The sequence below is a fragment of the Variovorax sp. Sphag1AA genome (assembly GCF_014192575.1).
Lineage (GTDB): Bacteria > Pseudomonadota > Gammaproteobacteria > Burkholderiales > Burkholderiaceae_C > Variovorax.
Map to the genome: position 1 here is coordinate 59,789 of NZ_JACHYC010000002.1, position 25,774 is coordinate 85,562.

Genomic DNA, 25,774 nt, shown 5'->3' on the forward strand with positions numbered 1-25,774 from the left:
AACCATGTCCGTCACCTATCGCATCCCTGGTACTCCCTCGCTGGCCGTCGACCTTGCCGGCGCCGGCCCGCTCGCGCTTTTCATGCACGGCATCGGCGGCAACCGCACCAACTGGCGCGAACAGCTCCCGGCCTTCGCGCCGCACTTCTCGTGCGTGGCGTTGGACGCGCGTGGCTACGGCGGCAGCGACGACTATGAGGACGCGCTGGCCTTCGACGATTTCGTGAACGATGTGTTGCGGGTGCTCGATCACTTCAGCGTCGAGCGCGCGCATCTGGTGGGCCTCTCGATGGGCGGGCGCATCGCGATGCGCACCGCGCTGCTTCATCCCGATCGCATCGCCACGCTTACGCTGCTCGACACGCACGAAGGCTTCGAGGCCTTCTCGCCCGAACAGCGGCAGGCCTTCGTCGACAGCCGGCGCGCGCCGCTGCTCGCGGGCAAGGAACCCTCGGACATCGCGGATGCGGTTGCGCGTTCGCTGGTCGGTCCGAAGGCCACGCAGGCGCAGCTCCAGCAGCTCATCGACAGCATCGCGGCGCTGCACAAGGAGTCGTACATCAAGTCGCTGCAGGCGACGGTTGACCAGGTGGTGCTCGGCGACATCTCGCAGATCCGTGCGCCGGCGCATTTCGTGGTCGGCGCGGACGACCGACTCACGCCGGTCGCGATGCATCACGAGATGGCGGCCAAGCTTGGCGGTGCACCCGTCACGGTGCTGCCGGACGCCGGCCACCTGAGCAACATCGAGAACGCGCCGGCCTTCAACGAAGCGGCGCTCGCATGGCTGCGGCCGCGTGCCGAACTGGGCTCGGTGCCGCGCAACTGGCCGCTCTGATCGCGCAGGCTGCGCTCCCTAGAATGGAAGGTTCTTTCATTCAGGAGACAGCTTTTCATGCATCCGGCTTTCCCCCGCAGCGCGATCGGCGCGCTGCTCGCTTCCGCTCTCATCGCCACCACCGCCCACGCACAAACTCGCGACCAGGCCCTGTTCGATGCCGCCACTGCTGAAAAGCCGGCAGTCATCAAGACGCTCGAGAACCTGGTCAACATCGAAACCGGCACCGGCGACGCGGAAGGCCTCGAAGCCGCGGGCAAGTACCTCGAAGACCAGCTGAAGTCGCTCGGCTTCAGCGTCACGCGCAGCAAGTCGGCGGGCATCGTGGTCGGCGACAACATCGTCGGCAAGCTCAAGGGCAAGGGCGGCAAGAACCTGCTGTTGATCTCGCACATGGACACGGTTTACCTCAAGGGCATCCTCGCCAAGGCGCCGTTCCGCGTCGAAGGCGACAAGGCCTACGGCCCGGGCATCGCAGACGACAAGGGCGGCAACGCGGTGATCATCCACACGCTCAAGCTGCTCAAGGCACGCGGCTTCGACGACTTCGGCAGCATCACGGTGCTGTTCAACACCGACGAAGAGAAGGGCTCCTTCGGCTCGCGCGACCTGATCCAGGAAGAAGCCGCCAAGGCCGACTACGTGCTGTCCTTCGAGCCGACCGGCGTGGGCAAGGAAGACCTCTCGCTCGGCACCTCGGGCATCGCCTACGTGCAAGTCAACATCACCGGCAAGGCTTCGCATGCGGGTGCGGCGCCTGAGCTGGGCGTGAACGCGCTGGTCGAGGCTTCCGACCTCGTGCTGCGCACGATGGACATCGACGACAAGGCCAAGGGCCTGCGTTTCAACTGGACCATCGCCAAGGCGGGTGCGGTGTCGAACATCATCCCGGCGAGCGCCACGCTCAACGCCGACGTGCGCTACGCGAAGAACGAAGACTTCGAAGCCGCGATGAAGACGCTCGAAGCCCGCGCGCAGAAGAAGAAGCTGCCGGATGCCGACGTCAAGGTGCTCATCACCCGCGGCCGTCCGGCCTTCAATGCGGGCGAAGGCGGCCGCAAGCTGGTCGACAAGGCGGTGGCCTACTACAAGGAAGCCGGCGGCGAACTCGTGGTGACCGAACGCACCGGCGGTGGCACCGACGCGGCCTACGCGGCGTTGTCGGGCAAGCCGGTCATCGAAAGCCTGGGCCTGCCGGGCTTCGGCTACCACAGCGACAAGGCCGAGTATGTGGACACCAGCTCGATCCCGCGCCGCCTGTACATGGCCGGCAAGCTGATCATGGATCTCGGCCAAGGCAAGTAATCAAGCAAACGCAAGGAGCTCCGCCATGCTGCTCAACACCGACCAGGAAGCCATCCGCGACGCCGTGCGCGCCTTTGCGCAGGCCGAGCTGTGGCCCAACGCGCCGCAATGGGATCGCGACCATAGCTTTCCCAAGGCGGCCCATGAGGGGCTGGCGGCGCTGGGCGCCTACGGCATCTGCGTGCCGGAGGAAGACGGCGGCGCGGGGCTCGACTACCTGACGCTCGCGCTGGTGCTCGAAGAGATCGCCGCGGGCGACGGCGGCACCAGCACGGCGATCAGTGTGACCAACTGCCCGGTCAATGCGATCCTCATGCGCTACGGCAATGCGGCGCAGAGGAAGCAATGGCTGCAGCCGCTCGCGCAAGGGAAGATGCTCGGCGCGTTCTGCCTCACCGAGCCTCAGGCGGGCAGCGATGCATCGTCGCTGCGCACCACGGCGCGCAAGGACGGGGATGGCTATGTGATCGACGGCGTCAAGCAGTTCATCACCAGCGGTAAGAACGGGCAGGTCGCGATCGTGATCGCGGTCACAGACAAGGCAGCGGGCAAGCGCGGCATGAGCGCCTTCATCGTGCCGACCGATGCCCCCGGCTACAACGTCGCGCGGCTCGAAGACAAGCTGGGACAGCATTCGAGCGACACCGCGCAGATCAACTTCGACGGCTGCCGCATCCCGGCCGAGAACCTGATCGGCCAGGAAGGCGAGGGCTACAAGATCGCGCTCGGCGCGCTGGAAGGCGGGCGTATCGGCATCGCTGCGCAGAGCGTAGGCATGGCGCGCAGTGCATTCGAGTTCGCGGTCAACTACGCGAAGGAACGGCAAGCCTTCGGTGGTTCGATCTTCGACCAGCAGGCCGTCGGCTTCCGACTCGCGGAATGCGCGACGCAGATCGAAGCCGCTCGCCAGTTGATCTGGCATGCCGCAAGCCTTCGCGATGCGGGCGTGCCGTGCCTGAAGGAAGCGGCCATGGCCAAGCTCTTCGCGAGCGAGATGGCCGAGCGGGTGTGCAGTGCCGCGATCCAGACGCTGGGCGGCTACGGCTACGTCAACGACTTTCCGCTGGAGCGCATCTACCGCGATGTGCGCGTGTGCCAGATCTATGAAGGCACGTCGGACATCCAGAAGCTGCTGATCCAGCGGGCGCTGGCCTGAGGACTTGGGCGCTGTCATCGATTTCGATGACAGACAAGCGACGCGCGGCGGAGCAGCATGGGGGCCCCTTGTCGGAGGTTCTGCCATGCCCAGTTCTTTGTCATCTTCCACCGTGCGTGCGGCGGCGGCTCTTTGCGCCGCTGCAGCCGGTCTTCCCGCCTGGGCGCAACCCGCCGCTCCGGATCTGGCCACTCTGACGGCCAGCGAGGCCGCGCGGCAGATCTGCGCAGGTTCGCTCAAAAGCGAGCAGCTGGTGTCGGCCTATATCGCCCAGGCCAAGGCAAAACCGCAGCTGAATGCGTTCATCACGCTCGACGAAGCCGGCGCGCTGAAGGCTGCGCGCGCCGCCGATTCGGCGCGCAAGCCGGGAGCCGCCTGCGCGCCGCTGGCCGGCGTTCCGGTGGTCGTGAAGGACAACATCCAGGTGAAGGGCCTGCCCGCGACGGCCGGTACGCCTGCGCTCAAGAGTTTCGTGCCTGCCGCCGACGCGCCAGTGGTCGCCAAGCTGCGCTCGGCCGGCGCGATCGTTCTGGGCAAGACGAACATGCATGAACTGGCGTTCGGCGTTACAGGCTACAACCCCGCGTTCCAGACCGGCCCGGAGGTTGGCGTGCGCAATGCCTATGACAGCAGCCGCATCGCGGGAGGATCTTCATCCGGCACCGGCGCGGCGCTTGGCGCGCGCATGGCGCCGGCCGGCCTCGGCACCGACACCGGGGGCTCGGTGCGCATTCCCTGCGCGTTCAACGGCTGTGCCTCGTTGCGCCCGACGGTGGGGCGCTATTCGCAGGAGGGCATCACGCCGATTTCGCACACGCGCGACACTGCGGGGCCGATGGCGGTCTCGGTGACGGACGTGGCGTTGCTCGATCGCGTCATCGCCGGCGGGACGGCGATCAAGCCCGCCAACCTGAAGCGCGTGCGGCTCGGGGTGGCGCAGCCCTTCTACGCGAACCTCGATGCCGATACGCGCGCGGCGGTCGACGCGGCGCTCGCCAAGCTGCGCGCGGCCGGCGTCACGCTGGTGGACGTGGACATGGCGAAGCTGAACGAGTTGAACGGCGCGGTTGGCTTTCCGGTCGCGCTCTACGAGGCGCATGACGACATCAAGGCCTACCTTGCCAGGTACAAAACCGGCGTCGACCTGTCGCAATTGGCCGCCGGCGTTGCCAGCCCCGATGTCAAGGGCACCTTCGACGGCCTGATCATCCCGCGCAAGCTGCCCGCACCGAACGGCGTGGTGGACGCCAAGCCTGCCTACGAGAAGGCCATGGGCGTGGCCCGCCCGGCGCTGCAGAAGCTCTATCGCGACACCTTCACGAAGAACAGGCTGGACGCGCTGGTGTTCCCGACGGTGCCACGCGTGGCGCTCGCGGCCACGCCGGACGTCAGCAGCGTCGAGAACTTCGGCGCCCTGATCCAGAACACCGATCCCGGCAGCAATGCGGGCATTCCGGGTCTTCAACTGCCGGTGGCATTGGGCGCCACGAGCGGACTTCCGGTGGGGCTGGAGCTGGATGGGCCGGCGGGGAGCGATCGCGGGCTGCTTGCGCTCGGCCTCGCGATCGAGCCGCTGCTGGGACGCCTGCCGGCACCAACGAAGTAACCGCGACCGTCAGGAGGGGCGATCCCGCCCCGCCAGTCCGGCCAACGCCGCACGGCGGTCGATGCCGAGCTTGTCGAAGATGCGCCGCAGATAGGTGCGGATGGTCGGCACGCCGACGCCCATGCGCCGCGCGATGTCCTTGTCGGTGAGTCCCTGGCACACGGCGGCCGCGACCTCGCGCTCACGTTCGCTCAGGCGCGGCCACGCGGGCGCGGCTTCGCCCGCCAGCGACACGGTCTTCACCGGGGCGCTGCGCTGCGCGCGGTGCAGCGCTCCCACGAAGGCCGGCTCGATCAGGTCGAGCAAGGCCTTGTCGTGCTCGCTGAAGTCGCCCCGGTCCCGGCGCCGCCAGATGCGCAGGTCGCCCAGCGCGCGATCGCCGTGGAAGGCGTGGAGATTCATGCCCCAGTGCAGGCCGTCGCGCGAGAGGAAGTCGGTGAAGAACGCGGTGCGCATCAGGTTGCGCTGCGGCATCACTTCCGTGACTCGGGTGGCGTGCCGGCGCGCCTGGAGCACGAAGGTGATCGGATCGTGGTACTGGTGCCAGCGGGTGTAGCGGTCCAGGTTGGCCGGGTCCATGTTGAGCGCGACCCGGCCGCCGAAGGTGTCGCTTGCGGCGTCCCAGACGAAGGAGGCGAACTGGTCCGCCCGCAGCAGGTCGAGCAGGGCCCAGCCGGTGCGCTCGCGGATCTCGCGCTCGCTCTGGTCTTCCGCGAGCAGCGAGAAGATGCTGCGCAGTGTGTGTTGCTCCGAACCACTCAGGTACATCGTCCCTCCATGAGGCGCCAAAAGCTTAGCCTCGCAGCAAGCGCCGCGCCATTGGCGGAATTCAGGGTTTGCGTGGAACGAAGGTGCGCGGTCTGCACAATACGCAGCGGTTTGCCACACACGTTCCTGCATGTCTTCTTCCTCCCCGGGCCCCGCCCTTGCTCCCTGTCCTTGTGGGCGCCGTGATCGCAAGGGCCTTTCGCTGCCCTACGGCCAGTGCTGCGGCCGCTATGTCGATGATTTCGAGCACACACCTGCACCCGACGCCGAATCGCTCATGCGCTCGCGGTACACGGCGTTCGTGCGCGAGCGTGCGGACTATCTGCTCGCGACATGGCACGCGTCGACGCGGCCTGCGACGCTGGACTTCGAGCCGGGCGTCAAATGGCTAGGGCTCGACGTGCGCAGCCATTCGGCTCGTGATGCCGACCATGCGGAGGTGGAGTTCGTCGCGCGCCAGCGTGGCAAGTCCGGCGCTGCACTTCGGCTGCACGAGCGCAGTCGCTTTGTCCGCGAATCTGACCGGAGCCTGAATCGCTGGTTCTACGTCGACGGCGATTTGCGCTGATTGGCAGCGATCCGTGCGCGGGCGCGCGGCATTGTGCACGCGAGGGATACAGTCCGATTCCTTTTGGCCTATTTATCTTGAAGCGCCGCGCCCTCACACTCCAGCCTTGTGGGTAAAAGCGCCAAGTGCGCCTTACTCGAAGATCAACAACACAAAGCGAGAGGGCAACATGGCGACCAGCAAGACGGTTAGGAATGTGCGTTGGCAGCGCATCGGATCCGCGCTGCCGCTGGCGGCGGCTCTGCTCGCCGCACCCTTGGCGTTCGCGGCCGGAGAGGCGCCACTTCTGACGCCGTTTTCCGCTGCGCAGGGCGCGCAGGCGCCGCAGCCGTGGCGCTTCACCACGCTGCCCAACAAGACCGCAACACGCTTCGAAGTGGTGCAGGAAGACGGCAAGCGCGTCCTCAAGGTCGATTCGGACCAGTCGTACGGCAACCTCGTCCACTCCACGCACCTGCCGCTGAATGCCAATGCCACGCTGGGGTGGCGCTGGCGCGTCGATGAATTCGTCGAGGGCGCCGACCTGCGCACCCGGTCCGGTGACGACGGCGCCGCGAAAGTCTGCGTGTTCTTCGATTTCCCGACCGACAAGCTGCCGGTAAGCGAGCGCACACGCCTCGCGCTGGCGCGCAAGGCGACCGGCGAGGATGTGCCGAGCGAAGCCCTCTGCTACGTCTGGGACAACAAGGAAGCCAAGGGAACGTCGTTCGCGAATGCCTTCACGAAGCGCGTGCGGATGTTCGTTCTCGAAACGGGCCCGGCCTCCAAGCCCGGCACGTGGGTCGCGGAACGCCGCAACCTGCTGGCGGACTACAAGCGCGCCTTCGGCGACGAAGCAGGCGATACGGCGCCGGACATCGTGGCGATCGCGATCTCGGCGGATTCGGACAACACGCACGGTCACGGCATCGCGTATTTCACCGACGTCGAACTGCACGGCGGCCCATCGAGCCAGGAAGCGGCGACGACGCAGCCCAAGGAATAGCCCACCCAAGCGGAATAGCCAGAAATGAACGACTTCGTTGCACTCCTCGCCAGCCAGGGTTCGGCCCTGGTCTTCGTCGCCACGCTGGCGGCGCGGCTGGGTGCGCCGGTGCCTGCCGTTCCTTTCCTGGTGGTGGCCGGTGGGTTGACGGTCGGCGGCGAGGTGTCGTTCCTGGCGGTCACGCTGGCGGCGTTGCTCGGCAACATCCTGGGCGATGGCGCATGGTTCGTCGCCGGACGGCGCTGGGGCTATCGCGTGATGCGACTGCTGTGCCGCATCTCGCTGTCGGCGGATTCGTGCGTCAAGCGCAGCGAGAACATCATCGGCCGTTGGGGCGGACTGTCGCTGATCGCGGCGAAGTTCGTGCCGGGTGTGTCCGTGGTGGCGCCGCCGATGGCGGGCGCGCTGGGCATGTCGAACGTGCGCTTCCTTTCCTACGAGACAGTGGCCGCGCTGATCTGGACGCTCGGCTTCCTGTTGGTCGGACGCGTGTTCCACGCCGCGATCCAGGATGTGCTGGCCGTGCTTTCGAGCGTCGGAGTGACCGCGGCTGCAGTGTTCGCGGTCCTGCTGGGTGCATTCGTCGCGTGGCGCTACTGGCAACGTCGGCTTGCCTTGCAGGCCAATGACATCGATCGCATCGAAGTGGGTGCGCTGCGTGCCGCACTCGCTGCCGGCACCGACGTGACGGTGATCGACGTGCGTCCCGACGAAGCACGTCTGCTGGATGGTCGCGTCATTCCCGGTGCGATCGGCGTGTCGCTCAAGCACATTCCGTCGCGCATCGATGGTTTTGCGGATGGCCGCGAGCTGGTCGTGTACTGCGATTGCCCCGAAGACGGCGGTGCGATTGCCGCAGCGCGCCTCTTCATTGCCGCGGGCGTGCCGCGCGTTCGCGTGCTGGCGGGTGGCATCGATGCATGGGTGGCCGTGGCTGGCGTCGAAGCGCCGATGGGCGCCACACCGATGCCCGTCGCGCGCCCTGCCTGAGCGGTTCTCTGACCCTCCGCTGACTCCTTTGTTGATTCGGCGTTCGGCCTGCCCCTAGAATCGACCCCGCTCCGGGGTGTGCGCAAAGAAGCGCGCTGAGATGGCCAGAGGCCGAACCCGCGAACTTGATCTGGTTCATACCAGCGTAAGAAGAGCTGCAACTCCCGCGATGCCAAAGGCCCATCATCCAAGGCCGGCATCCATCAGTGGAGCGATTGCGGAGCACCCCGTTGAACCCAACCAGGAGTGCCCCGCATGAATGCAGTCGACAAGTTCGCCTCCCTCCTCACGCTGACGCGTGAGCCTTTCCCCGCTTCCACCAAGAGCGCCATCACCGGCAGCCGGCCCGACCTGCGCGTGCCGGTGCGCGACGTGCAGCTGACCAACGGCGAGTGCGTCTCGCTCTACGACACCTCCGGACCGTACACCGATCCTTCGGTCGACATCGATGTGCGGCGCGGCCTTCCGGGCGTGCGCGAAGCGTGGATTGCCGATCGCGGCGACACCGAAAGCTACGAAGGCCGCATCCACAAGGCCATCGACGACGGCGCGACGCACGCCGATCGCGATGCACAGCGCATTGCTGAACTGCGCGCCGGTGCGGCGGCCTTGCAGCGCACACCGCGCCGCGCGAAGTCCGGCGCCAACGTTTCGCAGATGCACTACGCGCGCCGCGGCATCGTCACGCCCGAGATGGAATACGTTGCGTTGCGCGAGAACGGCCGTCGCGAATGGATGGCCCAGTACCTCGCGGATGAGGCACGCGAGAAGCGCCTTGCGGGCAACCCCATGGGCGCGAGCATCCCGAAGATCATCACGCCCGAGTTCGTGCGCGACGAAGTGGCGCGCGGCCGCGCCATCATCCCCGCCAACATCAACCACCCGGAAGTGGAACCGATGGCGATCGGCCGCAACTTCAAGGTGAAGATCAACGCCAACATCGGCAACTCGGCCGTCACCTCGAGCATCGAGGAAGAGGTGGAGAAGCTCGTGTGGGCGATCCGCTGGGGCGCGGACAACGTGATGGATCTTTCCACCGGCCGCAACATCCACACCACGCGCGACTGGATCGTGCGCAACAGCCCGGTGCCGATCGGCACGGTGCCTATCTACCAAGCGCTGGAGAAGGTCGGCGGCATTGCCGAAGACCTCACCTGGGAGGTCTATCGCGACACGCTGATCGAGCAGGCGGAGCAGGGCGTCGACTACTTCACGATCCACGCGGGGCTGCGGCTGCCGTTCATCCATCTCACGGCGGATCGGCGCACGGGCATCGTCTCGCGCGGCGGCTCGATCATGGCCAAGTGGTGCATCGCGCATCACAAGGAGAGCTTCCTCTACACGCACTTCGAGGACATCTGCGAAATCATGAAGGCGTACGACGTGAGCTTCTCGCTCGGCGATGGCCTGCGCCCGGGCTGCGCTTCGGATGCGAATGACGAAGCGCAGTTTGCCGAACTGCGCACGCTCGGCGAACTCACGCAGATCGCGTGGAAGCACGATGTGCAGACCATGATCGAAGGCCCGGGCCATGTGCCGATGCACATGATCCAGGCCAACATGGACGAGCAGCTCAAGCACTGCCACGAAGCGCCGTTCTACACGCTCGGCCCGCTGACCATCGACATCGCGCCGGGCTACGACCACATCGCCAGCGCAATCGGCGCCGCGATGATCGGCTGGGCCGGCACCGCGATGCTTTGCTACGTCACGCCGAAGGAACACCTCGGCTTGCCGGACCGCGACGACGTGAAGCAGGGGATCATCGCGTACAAGATCGCCGCTCACGCCGCGGATGTCGCCAAGGGCCACCCGGGTGCGCGTGCGCGAGATGACGCGCTCTCGCAGGCGCGCTTCGACTTCCGCTGGCAGGACCAGTTCAACCTCGGCCTCGACCCCGACACCGCGCGCGAATTCCACGACGAGACGCTGCCCAAGGACAGCAGCAAGGTGGCGCACTTCTGCTCCATGTGCGGTCCGAAGTTCTGCTCGATGAAGATCACGCAGGAAGTGCGCGAATACGCGGCGCAGGGCATGGCCGGCAAGTCCGCCGAGTTCAAGGCAGCCGGCGGCGAGATGTACATCCCGGTCAAGCCCGTCGTCTGACATGGAGCTGAAAGGGCTTCGTTGATACGATCGCCCTCCATGAGTGCCTTTCCCTTCGACGCCGTCCTTTTTGATTGCGACGGCGTCCTCGTCGATTCCGAGCCCATCACCAACCGCGTCCTGGCAGAAATGCTGGGCGAGCTGGGCTGGGAGCTGACGGTCGATGAGTGCATGCGCATCTTCACCGGCAAGGCGGTGAAGGACGAAGCGACGCTGATCAAGGCGCGCACCGGCTTCACCCTCACGCCGGAGTGGCTCGTTGGCTTCCGCGAGCGGCGCAACGTGGCGCTGGAGCGCGAGCTGGTCGCCATCCCGAACGCTGCGACGGCTGTGCGGGCGCTGCACGCGACGCTTGACGGCCGCATCGCCTGCGCGTCCGGCGCCGATCGCTTCAAGGTCGAACTGCAGCTCGACAAGATCGGCATCCTCGACTGCTTCAAGGGGCGGGTGTTCAGCGGTCACGAGATGCCGCGCTCCAAGCCGGCGCCCGACGTCTACCTTGCCGCAGCGGAGGCGCTCGGCGTCGACCCGACGCGTTGCGCGGTGGTCGAGGACACGGTCACCGGCGCGGCCGCCGGCGTCGCGGCCGGCGCCACGGTGTTCGGCTACAGCCCGAGCGACCTGGGCCACAGCGGGCCTGAGGCGTTGCGCGCCATCGGTGTGTCCCATGTGTTCACCGACATGGCGGATCTTCCCGCGTTGCTCGCCGGCTGGCGCCTCGTTCCGGCCTGAACCTATGCGAGGGCTGCGCGCGCTATGGCTTGTCCTGATCGCCGCATGCCTTCCGGCCTGCTCCTCGCTTCGCCCGTGGATCAACGATCCACTGCCTGAGAACCCGCCGCCGCGTTCGATCGCCATCGCGACCGCGCAGCGCGATCCGACCATCCTCGTGGCGGTCACCCTCTCGGGTGGCGGTGCTCGTGCGGCGGCCTTCGGCTATGGCGTGCTCGAGGAACTGCGCGACACCAAATTCGAATGGAACGGCCGCAAGACCGATCTGCTCGACGCCACCGACGTTATCAGCGGTGTCTCCGGCGGCAGCATCCTGGCGGCGTACTACGCGGCCTTCGGCGCGGAGGGGCTGCCGAATTTCGAGAACATCTTCCTGCGGCAGAACTTCCAGAACAGCCTGATCCTGCAGGCGCTCCGGCCCAGCAGCCTGATCGATCTGACCTCGCCCTGGTACGGTCGCTCCCACCTGCTTGCGCGGCGGCTCGACGAGATCTACCAGGGCAAGACCTACGGCGACGTCGAGAACGATCCGCGGCACCCCCAACTGGTGATCGCGGCGACGGACATGTCGCTCGGCACGCCCTTCGAGTTCACGCAGGACCAGTTCGAGCTGATCTGCTCCGATCTGCAGACCGTGCCGCTGTCGTTCGCGGTCGCGGCGTCGTCGGCCGTGCCGGTACTCCTGAGCCCGATGACGCTCAAGAACCATGCGCAGGAGTGCCAGGACCGGGGTATCACCCCCCGGCTTGCGACGGTGGGCGGGGCGAACTACCGGGCGCGCATGTTCCGCATGCAGGCGAACAGCTACCTCGACGCCCATGCGCGGCCGTTCATCCATCTGGTCGACGGCGGCGTTGCCGACAACCTCGCCGTGCGACGGCTGCTCGATCGGGCGCTGCTCGGCGGCGGCCTTCGCGAGAGCTTCGAAGAGGTAGGAATCCCGGCCGGCAGTGTCCGCAAGCTGGTGGTGATCAGCGTGAACTCCGCGCGCGATCCGGCGAACAACATCGACCAGAGCGACCGGGTACCCGGCTTCCGTCAGGTGGCGGACACGCTGCTTTTCGGGGCCGGCGCGCGCGCCACGCTGGAGACGCAGGAATTCCTTCTGGATACCGCCCGGCAATGGCGCGACGATCTGCGCCGCCGCAGCTCGGGCGCGGATGCCTTTGCGCCCGACGCCGAAATCCATGTGGTGCAGGCCAACCTGCGCGATGCCGCGGACGGTGAACTGCGCCTGCGGTTGTTACAAGTCCCGACCGCGTTCTCGATCAGTGACGAGGAGGTGACCCGCCTGATTGCCGCCGGCCGGAGCGCCATGCAGCGTTCTGCCGATTTCCAGGCGTTGAAGAAGTCGCTGGGGGTGAAGGACGATTGAGATCAGCGGTTGCCGAGGACCGACGAGGCCTTGGCCACGGCGACGAGCGACTGGGTCATGGCCTGCGCACGGTCGGCCCACATGTTCATGACCAGCTGGTCAGCGTTTTCGTTCACGAAAGTCCCGTTGCGCGTGCGTCCCGACGTGGCGATGAAATCCATGAGATCGGCGAAATCGGTGCTGTCGGTGTCGGGAATTTGTTGCATTTCGTAATACTAGGGCCGCGAAGAGGGGGTGCCGGCCGCGGAAGCGCTCCTGGAGTGCTTTCGGCGCGGAATTGTTCACGGATTAATGGCGGAAAAAAATGCCGCCCGTGTACGAAATGTCTGAACTTGATGGGGGCAGGCGCCGATATCCCCGGGGTCGAGCCCCTTCAAACGCCGCTGCGCTGCAGCGGACCCCGCTGCCTGAACTCGCCGGGCGTCAGCCCGCTCCAGGTGCGAAACGCCCGCGAAAAGCTCTTTTCGTTGCGAAAACCCACCGCCAGCGCGATCTGCTTGATCGGTCGTTCGGTGCGGCGGAGCTGATCGGCCGCCAATTCGTGGCGGACTTCGTCCTTCAGCGCCTGGAGCGACACACCCTCTTCCTGCAACTGCCGGTGCAGGGTGCGGCTTGAAAGGTTCAGCAGCAGCGCGATGGCTTCTGCGTTCCCGGCCTCGGGTCCGCGAGTGCGCAGCAGCTCGCGCACCCGCTTTCCAAGGAGCCGGTCGCGCCGGTACTGCAGCACCGTCAATGGCAGCGCACGCCGGAGCATCGTGCGAAGGGCGCGTTCGTCGCGAAGCATCGGCATGGCGAGATAGCGTTCGTCGAAGCTGTAGCTGGTCTTGGCGGTGCCGAATTGCAGTTCGCCGCCGAACATCAGCGGGTAGGCGTCCCGATGCGGCGGCGGCTCGAACGAGAACGACGCCGCGCTCAGCGAAACCCGCGAATCGATGGCCCAACTGGCGTAGCCATGCAGGAACCGCAGGCTGGAGACGAGGCAGAACTCCCGGAATGCGCCCAGATCGCGGTGCTCGGTGATCGTCACCGTGGCAATGCCGCCCGCCACGGCCAGGTCGAGCGTGATGTCCTCCGTCAGCAGCCGGTGGTGCCGGCACCAGCGCTTGATCGCCACGCCCAGATCGGGGGATGCGTTCGACGCCCGGCACAGCATCCCGTAGGTGCCCCACGGCAGGCGGCGCGAAAACCAGCCGAGCGCCTCGTCGTCGAGCTCCTGCATCGCATGGCCGGACAGCGTCTCGAACTGCGCTGCCGTTACCCGGGCGTCGGGATTTTCGAGCTCACGCGGCGGAATCTGTGCCCCTGAAAGCGCTGCGGAGGGGTCCATTCCGTAGCGCTCATACCCCCTGGCAATGGCTCTGACAAAGGCCATCGGGGTGGCGGCGCGGCTGGAACTGCGAAGCGGGGACGAGGTCATTCGATGCGGCGCGATGGTGGCGTGATTTGCAACCATTGTGGCGCCAATTGCAACGGCACACGGCGTAAGCTGCGGCTTTCTGCGCGCGACTTTCCGTGCGCCGCCGACCAACAGGAGACAACCCCATGCACGATCCCGGCCTGAACTTCGACCTGGGCGACACCATCGATTCGCTGCGCGATGCCATCCAGCACTTCGCCGCCGAGGAAATCGCGCCGCGCGCGGCCGCCATCGACCGCGACAACCTGTTCCCGCACGACCTCTGGAAGAAGCTCGGCGACCTCGGCCTGCACGGCATGACGGTGAAGGAGGAATACGGCGGCACCGAGCTCGGCTACCTTGCACACATCGTGGCGATGGAAGAAGTCTCACGCGCATCGGCGTCGGTCGGTCTGTCGTACGGCGCGCATTCCAACCTGTGCGTGAACCAGATCCACCGCAACGGCAGCGAAGCGCAGAAGAAGAAGTACCTGCCCAAGCTGGTGAGCGGCGAACACGTCGGCGCGCTCGCGATGAGCGAACCCAACGCAGGCTCCGACGTGGTCAGCATGAAGCTGCGCGCCGAGAAGAAGGGCGACCGCTACGTGCTCAACGGCGGAAAGATGTGGATCACCAACGGCGGCGACGCCGACACGCTGGTCATCTACGCCAAGACCGAGCCCGAGATGGGCGCGCGCGGCATGACCGCCTTCATCGTCGAGAAGGGCTTCAAAGGCTTCTCGGCCGGCACCAAGCTCGACAAGCTGGGCATGCGCGGATCGAACACCTTCCCGCTCTTCTTCGACAACTGCGAGGTGCCGGAAGAAAACGTGCTGGGCGGCGAAGGCATGGGCGCGAAGGTGCTGATGAGTGGGCTCGACTTCGAACGCGCGGTGCTCTCCGGCGGCCCGCTGGGCATCATGGCCGCGTGCATGGATTCGGTGCTGCCCTTCATCCACGAGCGCAAGCAGTTCGGCCAGAGCATCGGCGAGTTCCAGCTGATGCAGGGCAAGGTCGCCGACATGTATTCGACGTGGCAAGCCACGCGCGCCTATGTCTACGCAGTGGGCAAGGCCTGCGACCGCAATGACCACGCGCGCACCTTCCGCAAGGATGCTGCCGGCGCGATCCTCTACTCGGCCGAGAAGGCCACGTGGATGGCCGGCGAGGCGATCCAGGCGCTCGGCGGGGTGGGCTATACGAAGGAATTCCCGGTCGAACGTCTGTGGCGCGATGCCAAGCTCTACGAGATCGGCGCCGGCACGAGCGAAATCCGTCGCATGCTGATCGGCCGCGAGCTCTTCTCCGAAACGGCCTGAAGGAGGCGCGATGACCTCGAAGCCCAGCATGGCGCAAGGCGCCACGGATGTGCCGCTGATCGAGCAGACCATCGGCGATTTCTTCGACGACATGGCCGCGCGCCAAGGCGACCGCGATGCGCTTGTCAGTGCGCATGAAAAGAAGCGCCTGAGCTACCTCGAACTGCAACGCGAGTCCAACCGCCTCGCCAGCGCGCTGCTGAAGCTGGGCCTCGCGCCCGGCGACCGCGTCGGCATCTGGTCGCACAACAACGTGCCTTGGGTGCTGATGCAACTCGCGACCGCGAAGGCCGGGATCATCCTCGTCAACATCAACCCGGCCTACCGCACCTCGGAGCTCGAATACGCGCTCAACAAGGTCGCGTGCAAGGCGCTGGTGACGATGAAGAGCTTCAAGACCAGCGAGTACGTGAGCATGCTGCGCGAACTGGCGCCCGAGCTTGCGTCATCGAAGCCCGGCGAGCTGAAGGCCGCGCGCCTGCCGCACCTGCGCACCGTCGCATGGATCGACACGCCGGCCGACACCGAAGAGCTGCCGGGGCTGATGCGCTTTTCGACGCTGCTCGAAAGCGGCACGGCCGACGATCCGAAAGTCGCAGCCATCGCGAAGACGCTGAAGGCGACGGACCCGATCAACATCCAGTTCACCAGCGGCACCACCGGCTTTCCGAAGGGCGCGACGCTCACGCATCGCAACATCCTCAACAACGGCTTCTTCATCGGCGAGTGCATGAAGCTCACGCCGGCCGACCGGCTGTGCATCCCGGTGCCGCTCTATCACTGCTTTGGCATGGTGCTGGGCAATCTCGCGTGCCTCACGCATGGCAGCACCATCGTCTACCCGAACGACGGCTTCGATCCGATCACGGTGCTGCAGACGGTGCAGGCCGAGAGGTGCACCGGCCTGCATGGCGTGCCGACCATGTTCATCGCCGAGCTCGACCATCCGCGCTTCAAGGAGTTCGATCTCTCTACGCTGCGCACCGGAATCATGGCCGGCTCGCCGTGCCCGACCGAAGTGATGAAGCGCGTGGTGGAGCAGATGCATCTGCGCGAGATCACCATCGCCTACGGCATGACCGAGACCAGCCCGGTGAGCTGCCAGAGCTCGACTGACACGCCGCTCGAAAAGCGCGTGTCCACCGTCGGCACGGTGCAGCCTCATCTGGAGATCAAGATCGTCGATCCGATCTCCGGCGACATCGTGCCGCGCGGCACCTCGGGCGAGTTCTGCACGCGCGGCTACTCGGTGATGCACGGCTACTGGGAAGACCCGGAGAAGACGCGCGAAGCCATCGACACCGACGGCTGGATGCACACCGGCGACCTCGCGACGATGGACGACGAGGGCTACGTCAACATCGTCGGCCGCATCAAGGACCTCGTGATCCGCGGCGGCGAGAACATCTATCCGCGCGAGATCGAGGAATTCCTCTACCGCCATCCGAAGGTGCAGGACGTGCAGGTGGTCGGCCTGCCCGACAAGAAGTACGGCGAAGAGCTCTGCGCCTGGATCATCGCGAAGCCTGGCCAGACCGCGACCGCTGACGAGATCCGCGAATTCTGCAAAGGCCAGATCGCGCACTACAAGGTGCCGCGCTACATCGAGTTCGTTACCGAATTCCCGATGACCGTGACCGGCAAGATCCAGAAATTCAAGATCCGTGATGCGATGAAAAGCCGCCTGGGCCTCGACGAAGAAAGAACTGCATGAAGCTGGAGACCAAACTCAACGCCCGTTCGGCCGAATTCCAGGCCAACGCCACCGCGATGCGCGCACTGGTCGACGACCTGCGCGAGCAGTTCGCGAAGGTCGAGGCTGGCGGCGGCGAAGCCGCACGCAGCAAGCACACCTCGCGCGGCAAGCTGTTGCCGCGTGACCGTGTCGCGCAACTGCTCGACCCCGGCACGCCCTTCCTGGAAATCTCGCCGCTTGCCGCGCACGCGATGTATCACGGCGCGGCACCGGGCGCGGGCCTGATCGCCGGCATCGGCCGCGTGAGCGGCGTGGATTGCATGATCGTGTGCAACGACGCGACGGTGAAGGGCGGCACCTACTACCCGATGACCGTCAAGAAGCACCTGCGCGCGCAAGAGATCGCCGAGCAGAACCGCCTGCCCTGCATCTACCTCGTCGATTCGGGCGGCGCCAACCTGCCGAACCAGGACGAGGTGTTCCCGGATCGCGAGCACTTCGGCCGCATCTTCTACAACCAGGCCAACATGAGCGCACAGGGCATCTCGCAGATCGCGGTGGTGATGGGCTCGTGCACGGCCGGTGGCGCGTATGTGCCGGCGATGAGCGACGAAAGCATCATCGTGAAGAACCAGGGCACCATCTTCCTTGGCGGCCCTCCATTGGTGAAGGCCGCGACCGGTGAAGTGGTGACGGCCGAAGACCTGGGCGGTGGCGACGTGCACACGCGGCTTTCGGGCGTGGCCGATCACCTCGCGCAGAACGACCTGCATGCGCTGGCGCTGGCGCGCACGGCGGTTGCCAACCTCAACGCACGTGCGCCGAAGAGCGATGCATCCACCGCGCCGCGCGCACCGGAATACGCTGCCGACGAGCTCTATGGCGTGATTCCCGTCGATACGCGCAAGCCTTTCGATGTGCGCGAGATCATTGCGCGCATCGTCGACGGCAGCGAGTTCCACGAATTCAAGGCGCGCTTCGGCAACACGCTGGTGTGCGGCTTCGCCGAGATCGAAGGCATGCCGGTGGGCATCGTCGCCAACAACGGCATCTTGTTTTCCGAATCGGCGCAGAAGGGCGCGCACTTCATCGAGCTGTGCTGCCAGCGCAAGATTCCGCTGGTGTTCCTGCAGAACATCACCGGCTTCATGGTGGGCCGCAAGTACGAGAACGAAGGCATCGCGCGCCACGGCGCCAAGATGGTGACGGCAGTGGCGACCGCCAACGTACCCAAGTTCACCATCATCATCGGCGGCAGCTTCGGTGCGGGCAACTACGGCATGTGCGGCCGCGCCTACTCGCCGCGCTTCCTGTGGATGTGGCCGAACGCACGCATCAGCGTGATGGGCGGCGAGCAGGCCGCGAGCGTGCTTGCTACCGTCAAGCGCGACGGCATCGAAGCCAAGGGCGGCGCCTGGAGCGCGGACGAAGAAGAAGCCTTCAAGGCGCCGATCCGCCAGCAGTACGAAGTGCAGGGCCATCCCTACTACGCCACCGCGCGCCTGTGGGACGACGGCATCATCGATCCGGCCGATACACGACGCGTGCTGGCGCTGGGGCTGGCCGCTGCGCGCAACGCGCCGATTCCGGAGCCGAAATTCGGCGTCTTCCGTATGTAGGGCAACCAAGGGAGGTATCGCAATGACATTGCCGAACTACTTTGCAAGTCTCGCGCGTTATCACGTCTGGGCCACGCACAAGCTGATCGACACGAATCTGCGCGGGCTCTCGGATGAGGACTGGCACCGCGACTGCGGACTCTTCTTCCGCTCGGTGCATCGCACGGTGAATCATCTCGTGCTGACCGACAACATCTGGTACTCGCGCTTCGCCGAAGGGCACTCGTTGCGCATGCCGCTGGATACCGAACTGCACCAGGACCGCGCGGAAGTCTGCAAGGCACTCGGCGAGGCGGTGACGCGCTGGAGCCCGTGGCTCGCGACGCTCGCGCCCGACCGCTTCGACGGCGAGCTGGTCTATGTGCGCAACAACGGCGAGCAGGTGCGGATTCCCTTCGCGCCGGCGCTCGGCCATGTCTTCAACCACGCGACCCATCACCGAGGCCAGCTGACAGCGGCGCTGACGTCGATGGTTCATCCCGGACCCGAACTCGACTGGGTCTACCTGCTGCAGCAAGAGGCACGTTCTTCACTATGAGCACATCGTTCACCACACTCGAACTGTCGATCGAAGGCGCGGTCGCGCGCATCTGGCTCAACCGGCCCGAGTTGCGCAATGCGTTTGACGACGTGGTCATTCGCGAACTCGGAGATGCGTTCTCGCAAGCGATTGCGGCGACCGAAGTGCGGGCCATCGTTCTCGGCGCGAACGGTCCTGCCTTCTGCGCCGGCGCGAACCTGAACTGGATGCGCCGCGCCGCGGACTTCACGCATGAAGAGAACCTCGCGGACGCCGGCAACCTCGCCGAGATGTTGCGCGCGATCCACGAAAGCCCGAAGCCGGTGATCGCGCGTGTGCAGGGCGATGTGTATGCGGGTGGCATGGGGCTCGTGGCGGCCTGCGACATCGCCGTCAGCGTGGACACGGCCTGGTACTGCCTGAGCGAAGTGAAGATCGGCCTCATCCCAGCCACCATCAGCCCCTACGTGCTGCGGGCGATGGGCACGCGCGCGGCGCAGCGGTACTTCCTGACGGCGGAACGCTTCACCGCGACGGAGGCGCATCGCATCGGCTTCGTGCACGAAGTCGTCGCCGCCGATGCGCTCGATGCCAAGGTGGCCGAGATCGTGAAGACGCTGACCAGCGCGAGCCCGGCTGCGGTGCGTGCCTGCAAGACGCTGATCGCGGACGTGGCCGGCCAGGACATCGACGATGCACTGATCGAAAAGACGGTGCAGGGCATTGCCGACATCCGCGCGAGCGAAGAAGGGCGCGAAGGCGTTCGGTCCTTCCTCGAAAAGCGCAAGCCGAACTGGCTCGGATGAAGCACCGGACGGACCATGGACTCGCTGGACATGCCTCAACTGCTGGCGCTCGCGGCCGCGTTGGGCTGGGCGAGCGGGGTGCGGCTGTACCTCGTGGTGCTGCTCACGGGCCTTGCGGGCTATCTCGGCTGGATCCAGCTGCCGGGCGGCCTCCAGTTGCTCGCGCATCCGGTGGTGCTGATCGCCAGCGGCTTCATGGTGTTCGTCGAGTTCTTCGCCGACAAGATTCCTGGCCTCGATTCGCTCTGGGACATGGTTCATACCGTGATCCGCATCCCCGCCGGAGCCGCTCTGGCAGCGGGCGTGTTCGGTGCCGACCATACGGTGATGGCGCTCGTCGCGGCACTGCTGGGCGGCAGCTTCGCGGCGACTGCGCATGCAGCCAAGGCCACGACGCGCGCGGCGATCAACACGTCGCCCGAACCGTTCAGCAACGTCGGCGCTTCGCTGGTCGAAGACAGCGTGGTGCCGACCAGCCTGTGGCTCGCGGTTGCGCATCCGCTGGTGTTCGGCGTTCTCTTCATCGCCGTGCTCGTGTTCAGCGTGTGGCTGATCCGGAAGAGCTGGCGCTTTCTCAAATCACTCTTCGGCCGCGTGGCCCGCATCTTCAGCGGGCGACCCGATCCCGGCGTGACGCCGGCTTTCCAGCTCAAGAAGAATTCCCCTGGAGACTCATCGAATGTTTAAGAAGATCCTGATCGCCAACCGTGGCGAGATCGCCTGCCGCGTGGCCGCAACCGCACGTCGCATGGCAGTGCGCACCGTCGCGGTGTATTCGGACGCCGACGCGCATGCCAACCATGTGCGCGCCTGCGACGAGTCGGTCCACCTCGGCGGCAGCGCACCGAAGGAAAGCTACCTGCGCTGGGAAAAGATCCTCGAAGCCGCGAAAGCGACGGGCGCGGAAGCGGTGCATCCCGGTTACGGCTTCCTGAGCGAGAACGAAGAGTTCGCGCAGGCCTGTGCCGATGCCGGCCTGGTCTTCATCGGTCCACCGCCTTCGGCGATCAAGGCGATGGGGCTCAAGGCCGAATCCAAGCAGCTGATGGAGAAGGCCGACGTGCCGCTCGTGCCCGGCTACCACGGTGCCGACCAGAACCCCGAACTGCTGCAACGTGAAGCCGACCGCATCGGCTACCCGGTGCTCATCAAGGCCAGCGCGGGTGGCGGCGGCAAGGGCATGCGCATCGTCGAGAAGAAAGGCGACTTCGCCGCCGCGCTCGCCTCCTGCCAGCGCGAGGCGATCAACAGCTTCGGCGATGACGCGGTGCTGATCGAAAAGTACGTGCAGCGCCCCCGCCACATCGAGATCCAGGTCTTCGGCGACACGCACGGCAACTATGTCTACCTGTTCGAGCGTGATTGCTCGGTGCAGCGCCGCCATCAGAAGGTGCTGGAAGAGGCCCCCGCGCCCGGCATGACCGAGGCGATGCGCAAGCAGATGGGCGAAGCCGCCGTGGCCGCAGCACGCGCGGTCAACTATGTCGGTGCGGGCACGGTGGAATTCATCGTCGAGCAGCGCGACGACGGCAGCATGAACTTCTTCTTCATGGAGATGAACACGCGGCTGCAGGTGGAGCACCCGGTCACGGAGGCCATCACTGGCCTCGACCTCGTCGAATGGCAGTTGCGAGTGGCCTCGGGCGAGCCGCTGCCGCTCAAGCAGGAGCAGCTCCAGATCCACGGCCATGCGATCGAAGCGCGCATCTGCGCGGAGAACCCGGACAACAACTTCCTGCCCGCCACCGGCACGCTGCACGTCTACCGCAAGCCGCAGGCCACTGCGTTCCAGCGCAGTCGCGTGCGCATCGACGACGGCGTGCGCGAGGGCGGCGTGATTTCGCCTTTCTACGACTCGATGATCGCCAAGCTGATCGTGCACGGTGCGACGCGTGAAGAGGCGCTCGCGCGTCTCGACCAGGCGCTGGCGCAGACGCACATCGTGGGGGTGGCGACCAATGTGCAGTTCCTGCGAGGCATCCTGCGCACCGAATCGTTCTCGAAGGCGAAGCTCGACACCGCGCTGATCGAGCGTGAGCGCGCGGTGCTCTTCGACCAGGAGCCGCTGGGCCTGCCGCTCGCGGCCGCCGCATCGATCGCGAACACGCTGCTTGCCGAAAAGGCGACCACCAGCGCCGACCCCTTCAGTCGCCGCGATGGCTGGCAGTCGCACGGCATCGCCACGCGCCCCTTCGAATTCGAGTTCCGCGGCGAGACGAAGGCAGCCGAGCTGCGCTACCTGCACGACGGCGCACTCGCACTCAGCGTGGGCGATGTTGCCGGTCCCTTGGAGATCGGCAGCTTCCCGACCGGTGAGCTCGAACTGATGTTCAACGGCCGCCGCCACACGCTCAACGTCTACGAGGACCAGTCGACAGCCCACGTCTTCACCGCCGATGGCGCGACGAAGATCACTGCCGTCGATCGCCTCGCGCATGCCGGCGACACGCATGCCGAAGGCGGCCGCCTCACCGCGCCAATGCCGGGCAAGGTGGTGTCCTTCGCGGTCAAGGCGGGCGACAAGGTCAGCCGTGGCCAGCCGCTCGCGGTGATGGAGGCGATGAAGATGGAACACACCATCGCCGCGCCTGCGGACGGCACGGTCGAGGAGCTGCTCTTCGCGCCGGGCGATCAGGTCACCGAGGGTGCGGAGCTGCTCAGGATCGCCGCTTGATTAAGCTCGGGGGATGACTTCCCGCATGCGAATCATCGTCAGCCTGACCGACCTCCGCCCTGATGCCTGGGTTTCCGGCCTCCAGGCGGCCTTCCCCGAAGCCGAAGTGGAGCCGTGGCAACCCGGTGCCGCACCGGCCGACCACGCAGTCGTCTGGGCGCCGCCGCAGCAGATGCTGGACGAGCAGCCGAAGCTGCAAGGCCTCTTCAACATCGGTGCGGGCGTCGACGCGCTGTTCAAGCTCAAGGTGCCGGCGCAGACCCGCATCGTTCGGCTCGACGATGCCGGCATGGCGGTGCAGATGGCCGAGTACGTCTGCCACTACCTGATCCGCCACTTCCGCGAGTTCGATGCCTACGAGGCCGAATCGCGCGCGGGACGCTGGAGCTTCCGCAAGCCGCGCGAGCGCGAGGATTTCCCGGTCGGGATCATGGGGCTCGGCGTGCTGGGCGAGCGGGTCGCGAAGGCGGTCCGGCATTTCGAATTCCCAGTCAACGGCTGGAGCCGTTCGGTGAAGGACCTGCCCGACGTGCGCTGCTTTGCCGGCGGGAAGGAATTCGATGCCTTCCTCGGCGCGAGCCGTGTGCTGGTCAATCTCCTGCCGCTCACGCCCGACACGCGCGGCATCATGAACCGCGAGACGCTCTCGAAGCTCCACGGCGGCAAGCCGGGCGGCTATGTCATCAATGTTGCGCGCGGCGCGCATCTCGTCGAGGCCGACCTGATCCCGCTGCTGGACAGCGACCACCTCGCGGGCGCGACGCTCGATGTGTTCGAGGTCGAGCCCCTGCCGGCTGAACATCCGTTCTGGCGGCACCCGAAGATCAACGTCACACCACACGGCTCTGCGCGCACGATGCGCGAAGCGTCGATTGCGCAGATCGCCGGCAAGATCCGGGCAATGGCGCGCGGAGAGCCCATTGCCGGCGTGGTCGACACCAAACGCGGATACTGATCCGCTCCCGGAGAACTCCCCATGAAACTCCCCAGCAAGGTCAAGCTCATCGACGTCGGCCCGCGCGATGGTCTCCAGAACGAGAAGCAACCGGTGCCCGCCGACGTCAAGATCGGCCTCGTGCATCGCCTGCAGGACGCGGGCGTCCACGAGATCGAGGTGACCAGCTTCGTCTCTCCCAAGTGGGTTCCGCAGATGGCGGACAACGCCGAGGTGATGCACGGCATCCAACGCAAGCCCGGCGTGCGCTATTCGGTGCTCACGCCCAACATGAAGGGCTTCGAGGCCGCGATTGCCGCACCGCGCGAGGAATGGCCCGACGAGATCGTGGTGTTCGGTGCTGCGAGCGAAGCCTTCAGCCAGAAGAACATCAACTGCTCGATCGCCGAAAGCATCGAGCGTTTCGCGCCTGTCGTCGAAGCCGCGCGTGCCAAGGGCATCCAGGTGCGCGGCGCCATGAGCTGCACCGTGGGCTGCCCCTACGAGGGCGACATCGCACCCGAGAAAGTGGCCTACCTCGCCAGGCTGATGAAGGGCATCGGCGTGCAGCGCGTGGATGTGGCCGACACGATCGGCGTGGGCACGCCGCGCAAGGTGCGGCTCGCCATCGAGGCCACGCTCGCGCAGTTCGGCGTCGACGAAATCTCGGGCCACTTCCATGACACCTACGGCCAGGCGCTCGCCAATACGCTGGCCGCGCTGGAAGTGGGCGTGTGGAACTTCCAGTCGTCGGTAGCGGGCCTGGGCGGCTGTCCCTACGCGAAGGGCGCGACGGGCAATGTCGCGACCGAGGACGTCGTCTACATGCTGCAGGGCATGGGCATCGATACCGGGATCGATCTGGACAAGCTGATCGATGCCGGCGTCTACATCAGCGAAGCCCTCGGCCGCGAACCGAATTCGCGTGCTTCCAAGGCGATCCGCACGAAGAGGGCTGGTTGAGCCATGTGTGGTGCTGAACTGACTTCATTGCCCGAAGGCGTGCAGCGCGTCGCGCGCGTGCTGCAGGACAAGGGGCATCCCCATTCGCCGCGCATGCTCGACGATGCCGCGCGGACCGCGCAGCAGGCGGCCGATGCGCTGGGCATCGAGCTCGGGCAGATCGCCAAGAGCATCGTGTTCCGCCGCAAGTCCGATGAAAGCGCAGTGCTGGTCGTGACCTCGGGCGACAAGCGCGTCGATGAGAAGAAGGTCGAGGCCATCGTCGGCAAGCTGGGCCGCGCCGACGCCGACTTCGTGAAGTCGCGCACCGGCTTTTCGATCGGCGGCGTCTCGCCGTTCGGGCATGCGACGGAGCCGGTGATGCTGATCGATCGCGAACTGTTCCGCTTCGACGAGATCTGGGCCGCCGCGGGTCATCCGCATGCAGTGGTGCGGCTGCGTCCGCAGGATCTCGAAGGGCTCACCGGCGCGCCCGTTGCGGACGTGGTGTGACCACGGAAGCCGTTCCTTCGATCGTCGAACGCGCCATCGCGGCGCGCGCAGTGGAAAGCGGCGTGCCATCGCCCTGCATCTCGATCTGCCGGATCAGCGCGGAGAGTGGCTTCTGCGAAGGGTGCCTGCGCACCATCGACGAGATCGCGGCATGGAGCCGCACGAGCGATGCGGACAAACGCAGTGTGTGGCGCGCGATCGAACTGCGTGCGCAAGCCGGCTTTCTCTCAGGGGCCGAAGACAAGCCATGAAGCACATCACCTTCCATTTCGACTTCATCTCGCCTTACGCCTACCTCGCCTTCGAGCATCTGCCGCAGGCGCTCGAAGGCCTGACCTACAGCGTGGCATACCGGCCGCTGCTGTTCGGTGCGCTGCTCAAGCATCACGGGCAATTGGGGCCGGCGGAGATTCCGTCGAAGCGCACATGGACCTATCGCCACATCCTGTGGCAGGGCCGCGAGCACCACATCCCGGTGCAGATGCCGGCGACGCATCCCTTCAACCCGCTGCCGCATCTGCGGCTGGCGCTTGCGACGTCGACGGACGGCGACATCAGCCGCTATGTCGCGGAAATGATCCTGCGCGATATCTGGCGCACCGGTGGCGAGCCAGGCGATGCGGCGCGTCTTGCCGCGCTCGCTGCGCAGCTGCGCCAGGTGCGCGATCCGGCTGGCGATGAAGTCAAGGCGCAACTCAGGAAGAACAGCGACGACGCCATTGCACGCGGCATCTTCGGCGTGCCTACGTTCGAAGTCGATGGTCGCCAGTTCTGGGGATTCGATGGCCTTGGCATGTTGCGCGCGTACCTCGACGGCGACGACTGGTTCGACAGTGCCGAGTGGTCCACGGCTGACCAGCGACCTTCGCTGCGCCGCAACAATCCTTGACATTTTCTACAGGCTGAAAAGCAACCTGCGGGTTAGA

At 66.1% G+C, this 25,774-nt stretch carries 25 protein-coding genes and 1 riboswitch; of the genes, 22 read left to right on the forward strand and 3 right to left on the reverse strand.

Annotated elements, in window-relative coordinates:
• Positions 1–4: 4 nt before the first annotated feature.
• The 4 genes from FHW64_RS06830 (at position 5) to iaaH (ending at position 4,905) form a co-directional block, all read left to right on the forward strand.
• Positions 5–838 (forward strand): alpha/beta fold hydrolase, encoded by an 834-nt coding sequence (locus FHW64_RS06830; protein WP_221210231.1) that lies wholly within the window; start codon positions 5–7, stop codon positions 836–838.
• A 57-nt stretch (positions 839–895) separates the two neighbouring features.
• A complete protein-coding gene (locus tag FHW64_RS06835; protein ID WP_184524438.1) occupies positions 896–2,143 on the forward strand; it encodes a glutamate carboxypeptidase in 1,248 nt (415 codons plus the stop codon).
• A gap of 25 nt (positions 2,144–2,168) precedes the next feature.
• A complete protein-coding gene (locus FHW64_RS06840) occupies positions 2,169–3,299 on the forward strand; it encodes an acyl-CoA dehydrogenase family protein (protein WP_184524440.1) in 1,131 nt (376 codons plus the stop codon).
• Positions 3,300–3,384: 85 nt separating this feature from the next.
• Positions 3,385–4,905 (forward strand): indoleacetamide hydrolase, encoded by a 1,521-nt coding sequence (gene iaaH / locus FHW64_RS06845; RefSeq protein WP_184524442.1) that lies wholly within the window; start codon positions 3,385–3,387, stop codon positions 4,903–4,905.
• A gap of 9 nt (positions 4,906–4,914) precedes the next feature.
• Here iaaH and FHW64_RS06850 read toward each other — a convergent pair whose 3' ends face one another.
• Positions 4,915–5,673 carry a LuxR C-terminal-related transcriptional regulator gene (locus FHW64_RS06850; protein ID WP_184524444.1) on the reverse strand — a complete coding sequence of 253 codons (759 nt, stop codon included), beginning with the start codon at positions 5,671–5,673 and terminating at the stop codon, positions 4,915–4,917.
• Positions 5,674–5,803: 130 nt separating this feature from the next.
• Between FHW64_RS06850 and FHW64_RS06855 the strand changes: the two genes are divergently transcribed.
• The 6 genes from FHW64_RS06855 to FHW64_RS06880 all read left to right on the forward strand — a co-directional run bounded on the left by FHW64_RS06855 (position 5,804) and on the right by FHW64_RS06880 (position 12,429).
• The gene (locus tag FHW64_RS06855; RefSeq protein WP_184524446.1) at positions 5,804–6,241 is read left to right on the forward strand and encodes a YchJ family protein; all 438 of its coding nucleotides are present in this window, start codon (positions 5,804–5,806) and stop codon (positions 6,239–6,241) included.
• A gap of 169 nt (positions 6,242–6,410) precedes the next feature.
• Entirely contained in the window at positions 6,411–7,226 is an 816-nt protein-coding gene (locus tag FHW64_RS06860; RefSeq protein WP_184524448.1) for a DUF3047 domain-containing protein, read from the forward strand.
• A gap of 24 nt (positions 7,227–7,250) precedes the next feature.
• On the forward strand, positions 7,251–8,216 hold the full coding sequence (locus tag FHW64_RS06865; protein WP_184524450.1) for a rhodanese-like domain-containing protein: 966 nt from the start codon (positions 7,251–7,253) through the stop codon (positions 8,214–8,216).
• Positions 8,217–8,278: 62 nt separating this feature from the next.
• Positions 8,279–8,385, forward strand: a riboswitch (TPP riboswitch).
• 86 nt (positions 8,386–8,471) lie between these two features.
• On the forward strand, positions 8,472–10,322 hold the full coding sequence (gene thiC / locus FHW64_RS06870; RefSeq protein ID WP_184524452.1) for a phosphomethylpyrimidine synthase ThiC: 1,851 nt from the start codon (positions 8,472–8,474) through the stop codon (positions 10,320–10,322).
• A 39-nt stretch (positions 10,323–10,361) separates the two neighbouring features.
• The gene (locus FHW64_RS06875; RefSeq protein ID WP_184524454.1) at positions 10,362–11,054 is read left to right on the forward strand and encodes an HAD family phosphatase; all 693 of its coding nucleotides are present in this window, start codon (positions 10,362–10,364) and stop codon (positions 11,052–11,054) included.
• Positions 11,055–11,058: 4 nt separating this feature from the next.
• Positions 11,059–12,429 (forward strand): patatin-like phospholipase family protein, encoded by a 1,371-nt coding sequence (locus FHW64_RS06880; RefSeq protein ID WP_184524456.1) that lies wholly within the window; start codon positions 11,059–11,061, stop codon positions 12,427–12,429.
• A gap of 2 nt (positions 12,430–12,431) precedes the next feature.
• On the opposite strand, the gene FHW64_RS06885 is transcribed toward FHW64_RS06880, so the two are convergent.
• The gene (locus tag FHW64_RS06885) at positions 12,432–12,635 is read right to left on the reverse strand and encodes a hypothetical protein (RefSeq protein ID WP_184524458.1); all 204 of its coding nucleotides are present in this window, start codon (positions 12,633–12,635) and stop codon (positions 12,432–12,434) included.
• A gap of 167 nt (positions 12,636–12,802) precedes the next feature.
• Complete coding sequence (locus FHW64_RS06890) at positions 12,803–13,846, reverse strand: AraC family transcriptional regulator (RefSeq protein WP_184526229.1); 1,044 nt, start codon at positions 13,844–13,846, stop codon at positions 12,803–12,805.
• A gap of 125 nt (positions 13,847–13,971) precedes the next feature.
• On the opposite strand from FHW64_RS06890, the gene FHW64_RS06895 reads away from it, so the two are divergent.
• Genes FHW64_RS06895 through FHW64_RS06950 form a run of 12 tightly spaced genes read left to right on the forward strand, consistent with a single transcriptional unit; the run spans position 13,972 to position 25,737 of the window.
• The gene (locus tag FHW64_RS06895; protein ID WP_184524460.1) at positions 13,972–15,144 is read left to right on the forward strand and encodes an isovaleryl-CoA dehydrogenase; all 1,173 of its coding nucleotides are present in this window, start codon (positions 13,972–13,974) and stop codon (positions 15,142–15,144) included.
• 10 nt (positions 15,145–15,154) lie between these two features.
• A complete protein-coding gene (locus FHW64_RS06900; protein ID WP_184524462.1) occupies positions 15,155–16,858 on the forward strand; it encodes an AMP-binding protein in 1,704 nt (567 codons plus the stop codon).
• On the forward strand, positions 16,855–18,459 hold the full coding sequence (locus FHW64_RS06905) for a carboxyl transferase domain-containing protein (protein WP_184524463.1): 1,605 nt from the start codon (positions 16,855–16,857) through the stop codon (positions 18,457–18,459). The genes FHW64_RS06900 and FHW64_RS06905 overlap by 4 nt, the downstream gene beginning before the upstream one ends.
• A gap of 22 nt (positions 18,460–18,481) precedes the next feature.
• Positions 18,482–18,997 (forward strand): DinB family protein, encoded by a 516-nt coding sequence (locus FHW64_RS06910; protein WP_184524465.1) that lies wholly within the window; start codon positions 18,482–18,484, stop codon positions 18,995–18,997.
• Positions 18,994–19,785 (forward strand): enoyl-CoA hydratase/isomerase family protein, encoded by a 792-nt coding sequence (locus FHW64_RS06915; protein ID WP_184524467.1) that lies wholly within the window; start codon positions 18,994–18,996, stop codon positions 19,783–19,785. The genes FHW64_RS06910 and FHW64_RS06915 overlap by 4 nt, the downstream gene beginning before the upstream one ends.
• A gap of 15 nt (positions 19,786–19,800) precedes the next feature.
• Complete coding sequence (locus FHW64_RS06920; protein WP_184524469.1) at positions 19,801–20,472, forward strand: DUF4126 domain-containing protein; 672 nt, start codon at positions 19,801–19,803, stop codon at positions 20,470–20,472.
• Positions 20,465–22,459: an acetyl/propionyl/methylcrotonyl-CoA carboxylase subunit alpha gene (locus FHW64_RS06925; RefSeq protein WP_184524471.1), complete on the forward strand. Its 1,995-nt coding sequence runs from the start codon at positions 20,465–20,467 to the stop codon at positions 22,457–22,459. The genes FHW64_RS06920 and FHW64_RS06925 overlap by 8 nt, the downstream gene beginning before the upstream one ends.
• A 25-nt stretch (positions 22,460–22,484) precedes the next feature.
• Positions 22,485–23,414, forward strand: a complete 930-nt coding sequence (locus FHW64_RS06930) for a glyoxylate/hydroxypyruvate reductase A (protein WP_184524473.1) — start codon at positions 22,485–22,487, stop codon at positions 23,412–23,414.
• A gap of 21 nt (positions 23,415–23,435) precedes the next feature.
• Positions 23,436–24,356, forward strand: a complete 921-nt coding sequence (locus FHW64_RS06935; protein WP_184524475.1) for a hydroxymethylglutaryl-CoA lyase — start codon at positions 23,436–23,438, stop codon at positions 24,354–24,356.
• A gap of 3 nt (positions 24,357–24,359) precedes the next feature.
• A complete protein-coding gene (locus FHW64_RS06940; protein WP_184524477.1) occupies positions 24,360–24,848 on the forward strand; it encodes a YbaK/EbsC family protein in 489 nt (162 codons plus the stop codon).
• Positions 24,845–25,099 (forward strand): DUF1289 domain-containing protein, encoded by a 255-nt coding sequence (locus FHW64_RS34335; RefSeq protein WP_184524478.1) that lies wholly within the window; start codon positions 24,845–24,847, stop codon positions 25,097–25,099. Before FHW64_RS06940 ends, FHW64_RS34335 begins: the two co-directional genes overlap by 4 nt.
• Positions 25,096–25,737 carry a 2-hydroxychromene-2-carboxylate isomerase gene (locus FHW64_RS06950; RefSeq protein ID WP_184524480.1) on the forward strand — a complete coding sequence of 214 codons (642 nt, stop codon included), beginning with the start codon at positions 25,096–25,098 and terminating at the stop codon, positions 25,735–25,737. Before FHW64_RS34335 ends, FHW64_RS06950 begins: the two co-directional genes overlap by 4 nt.
• The last annotated feature ends 37 nt before the right edge of the window (positions 25,738–25,774 follow it).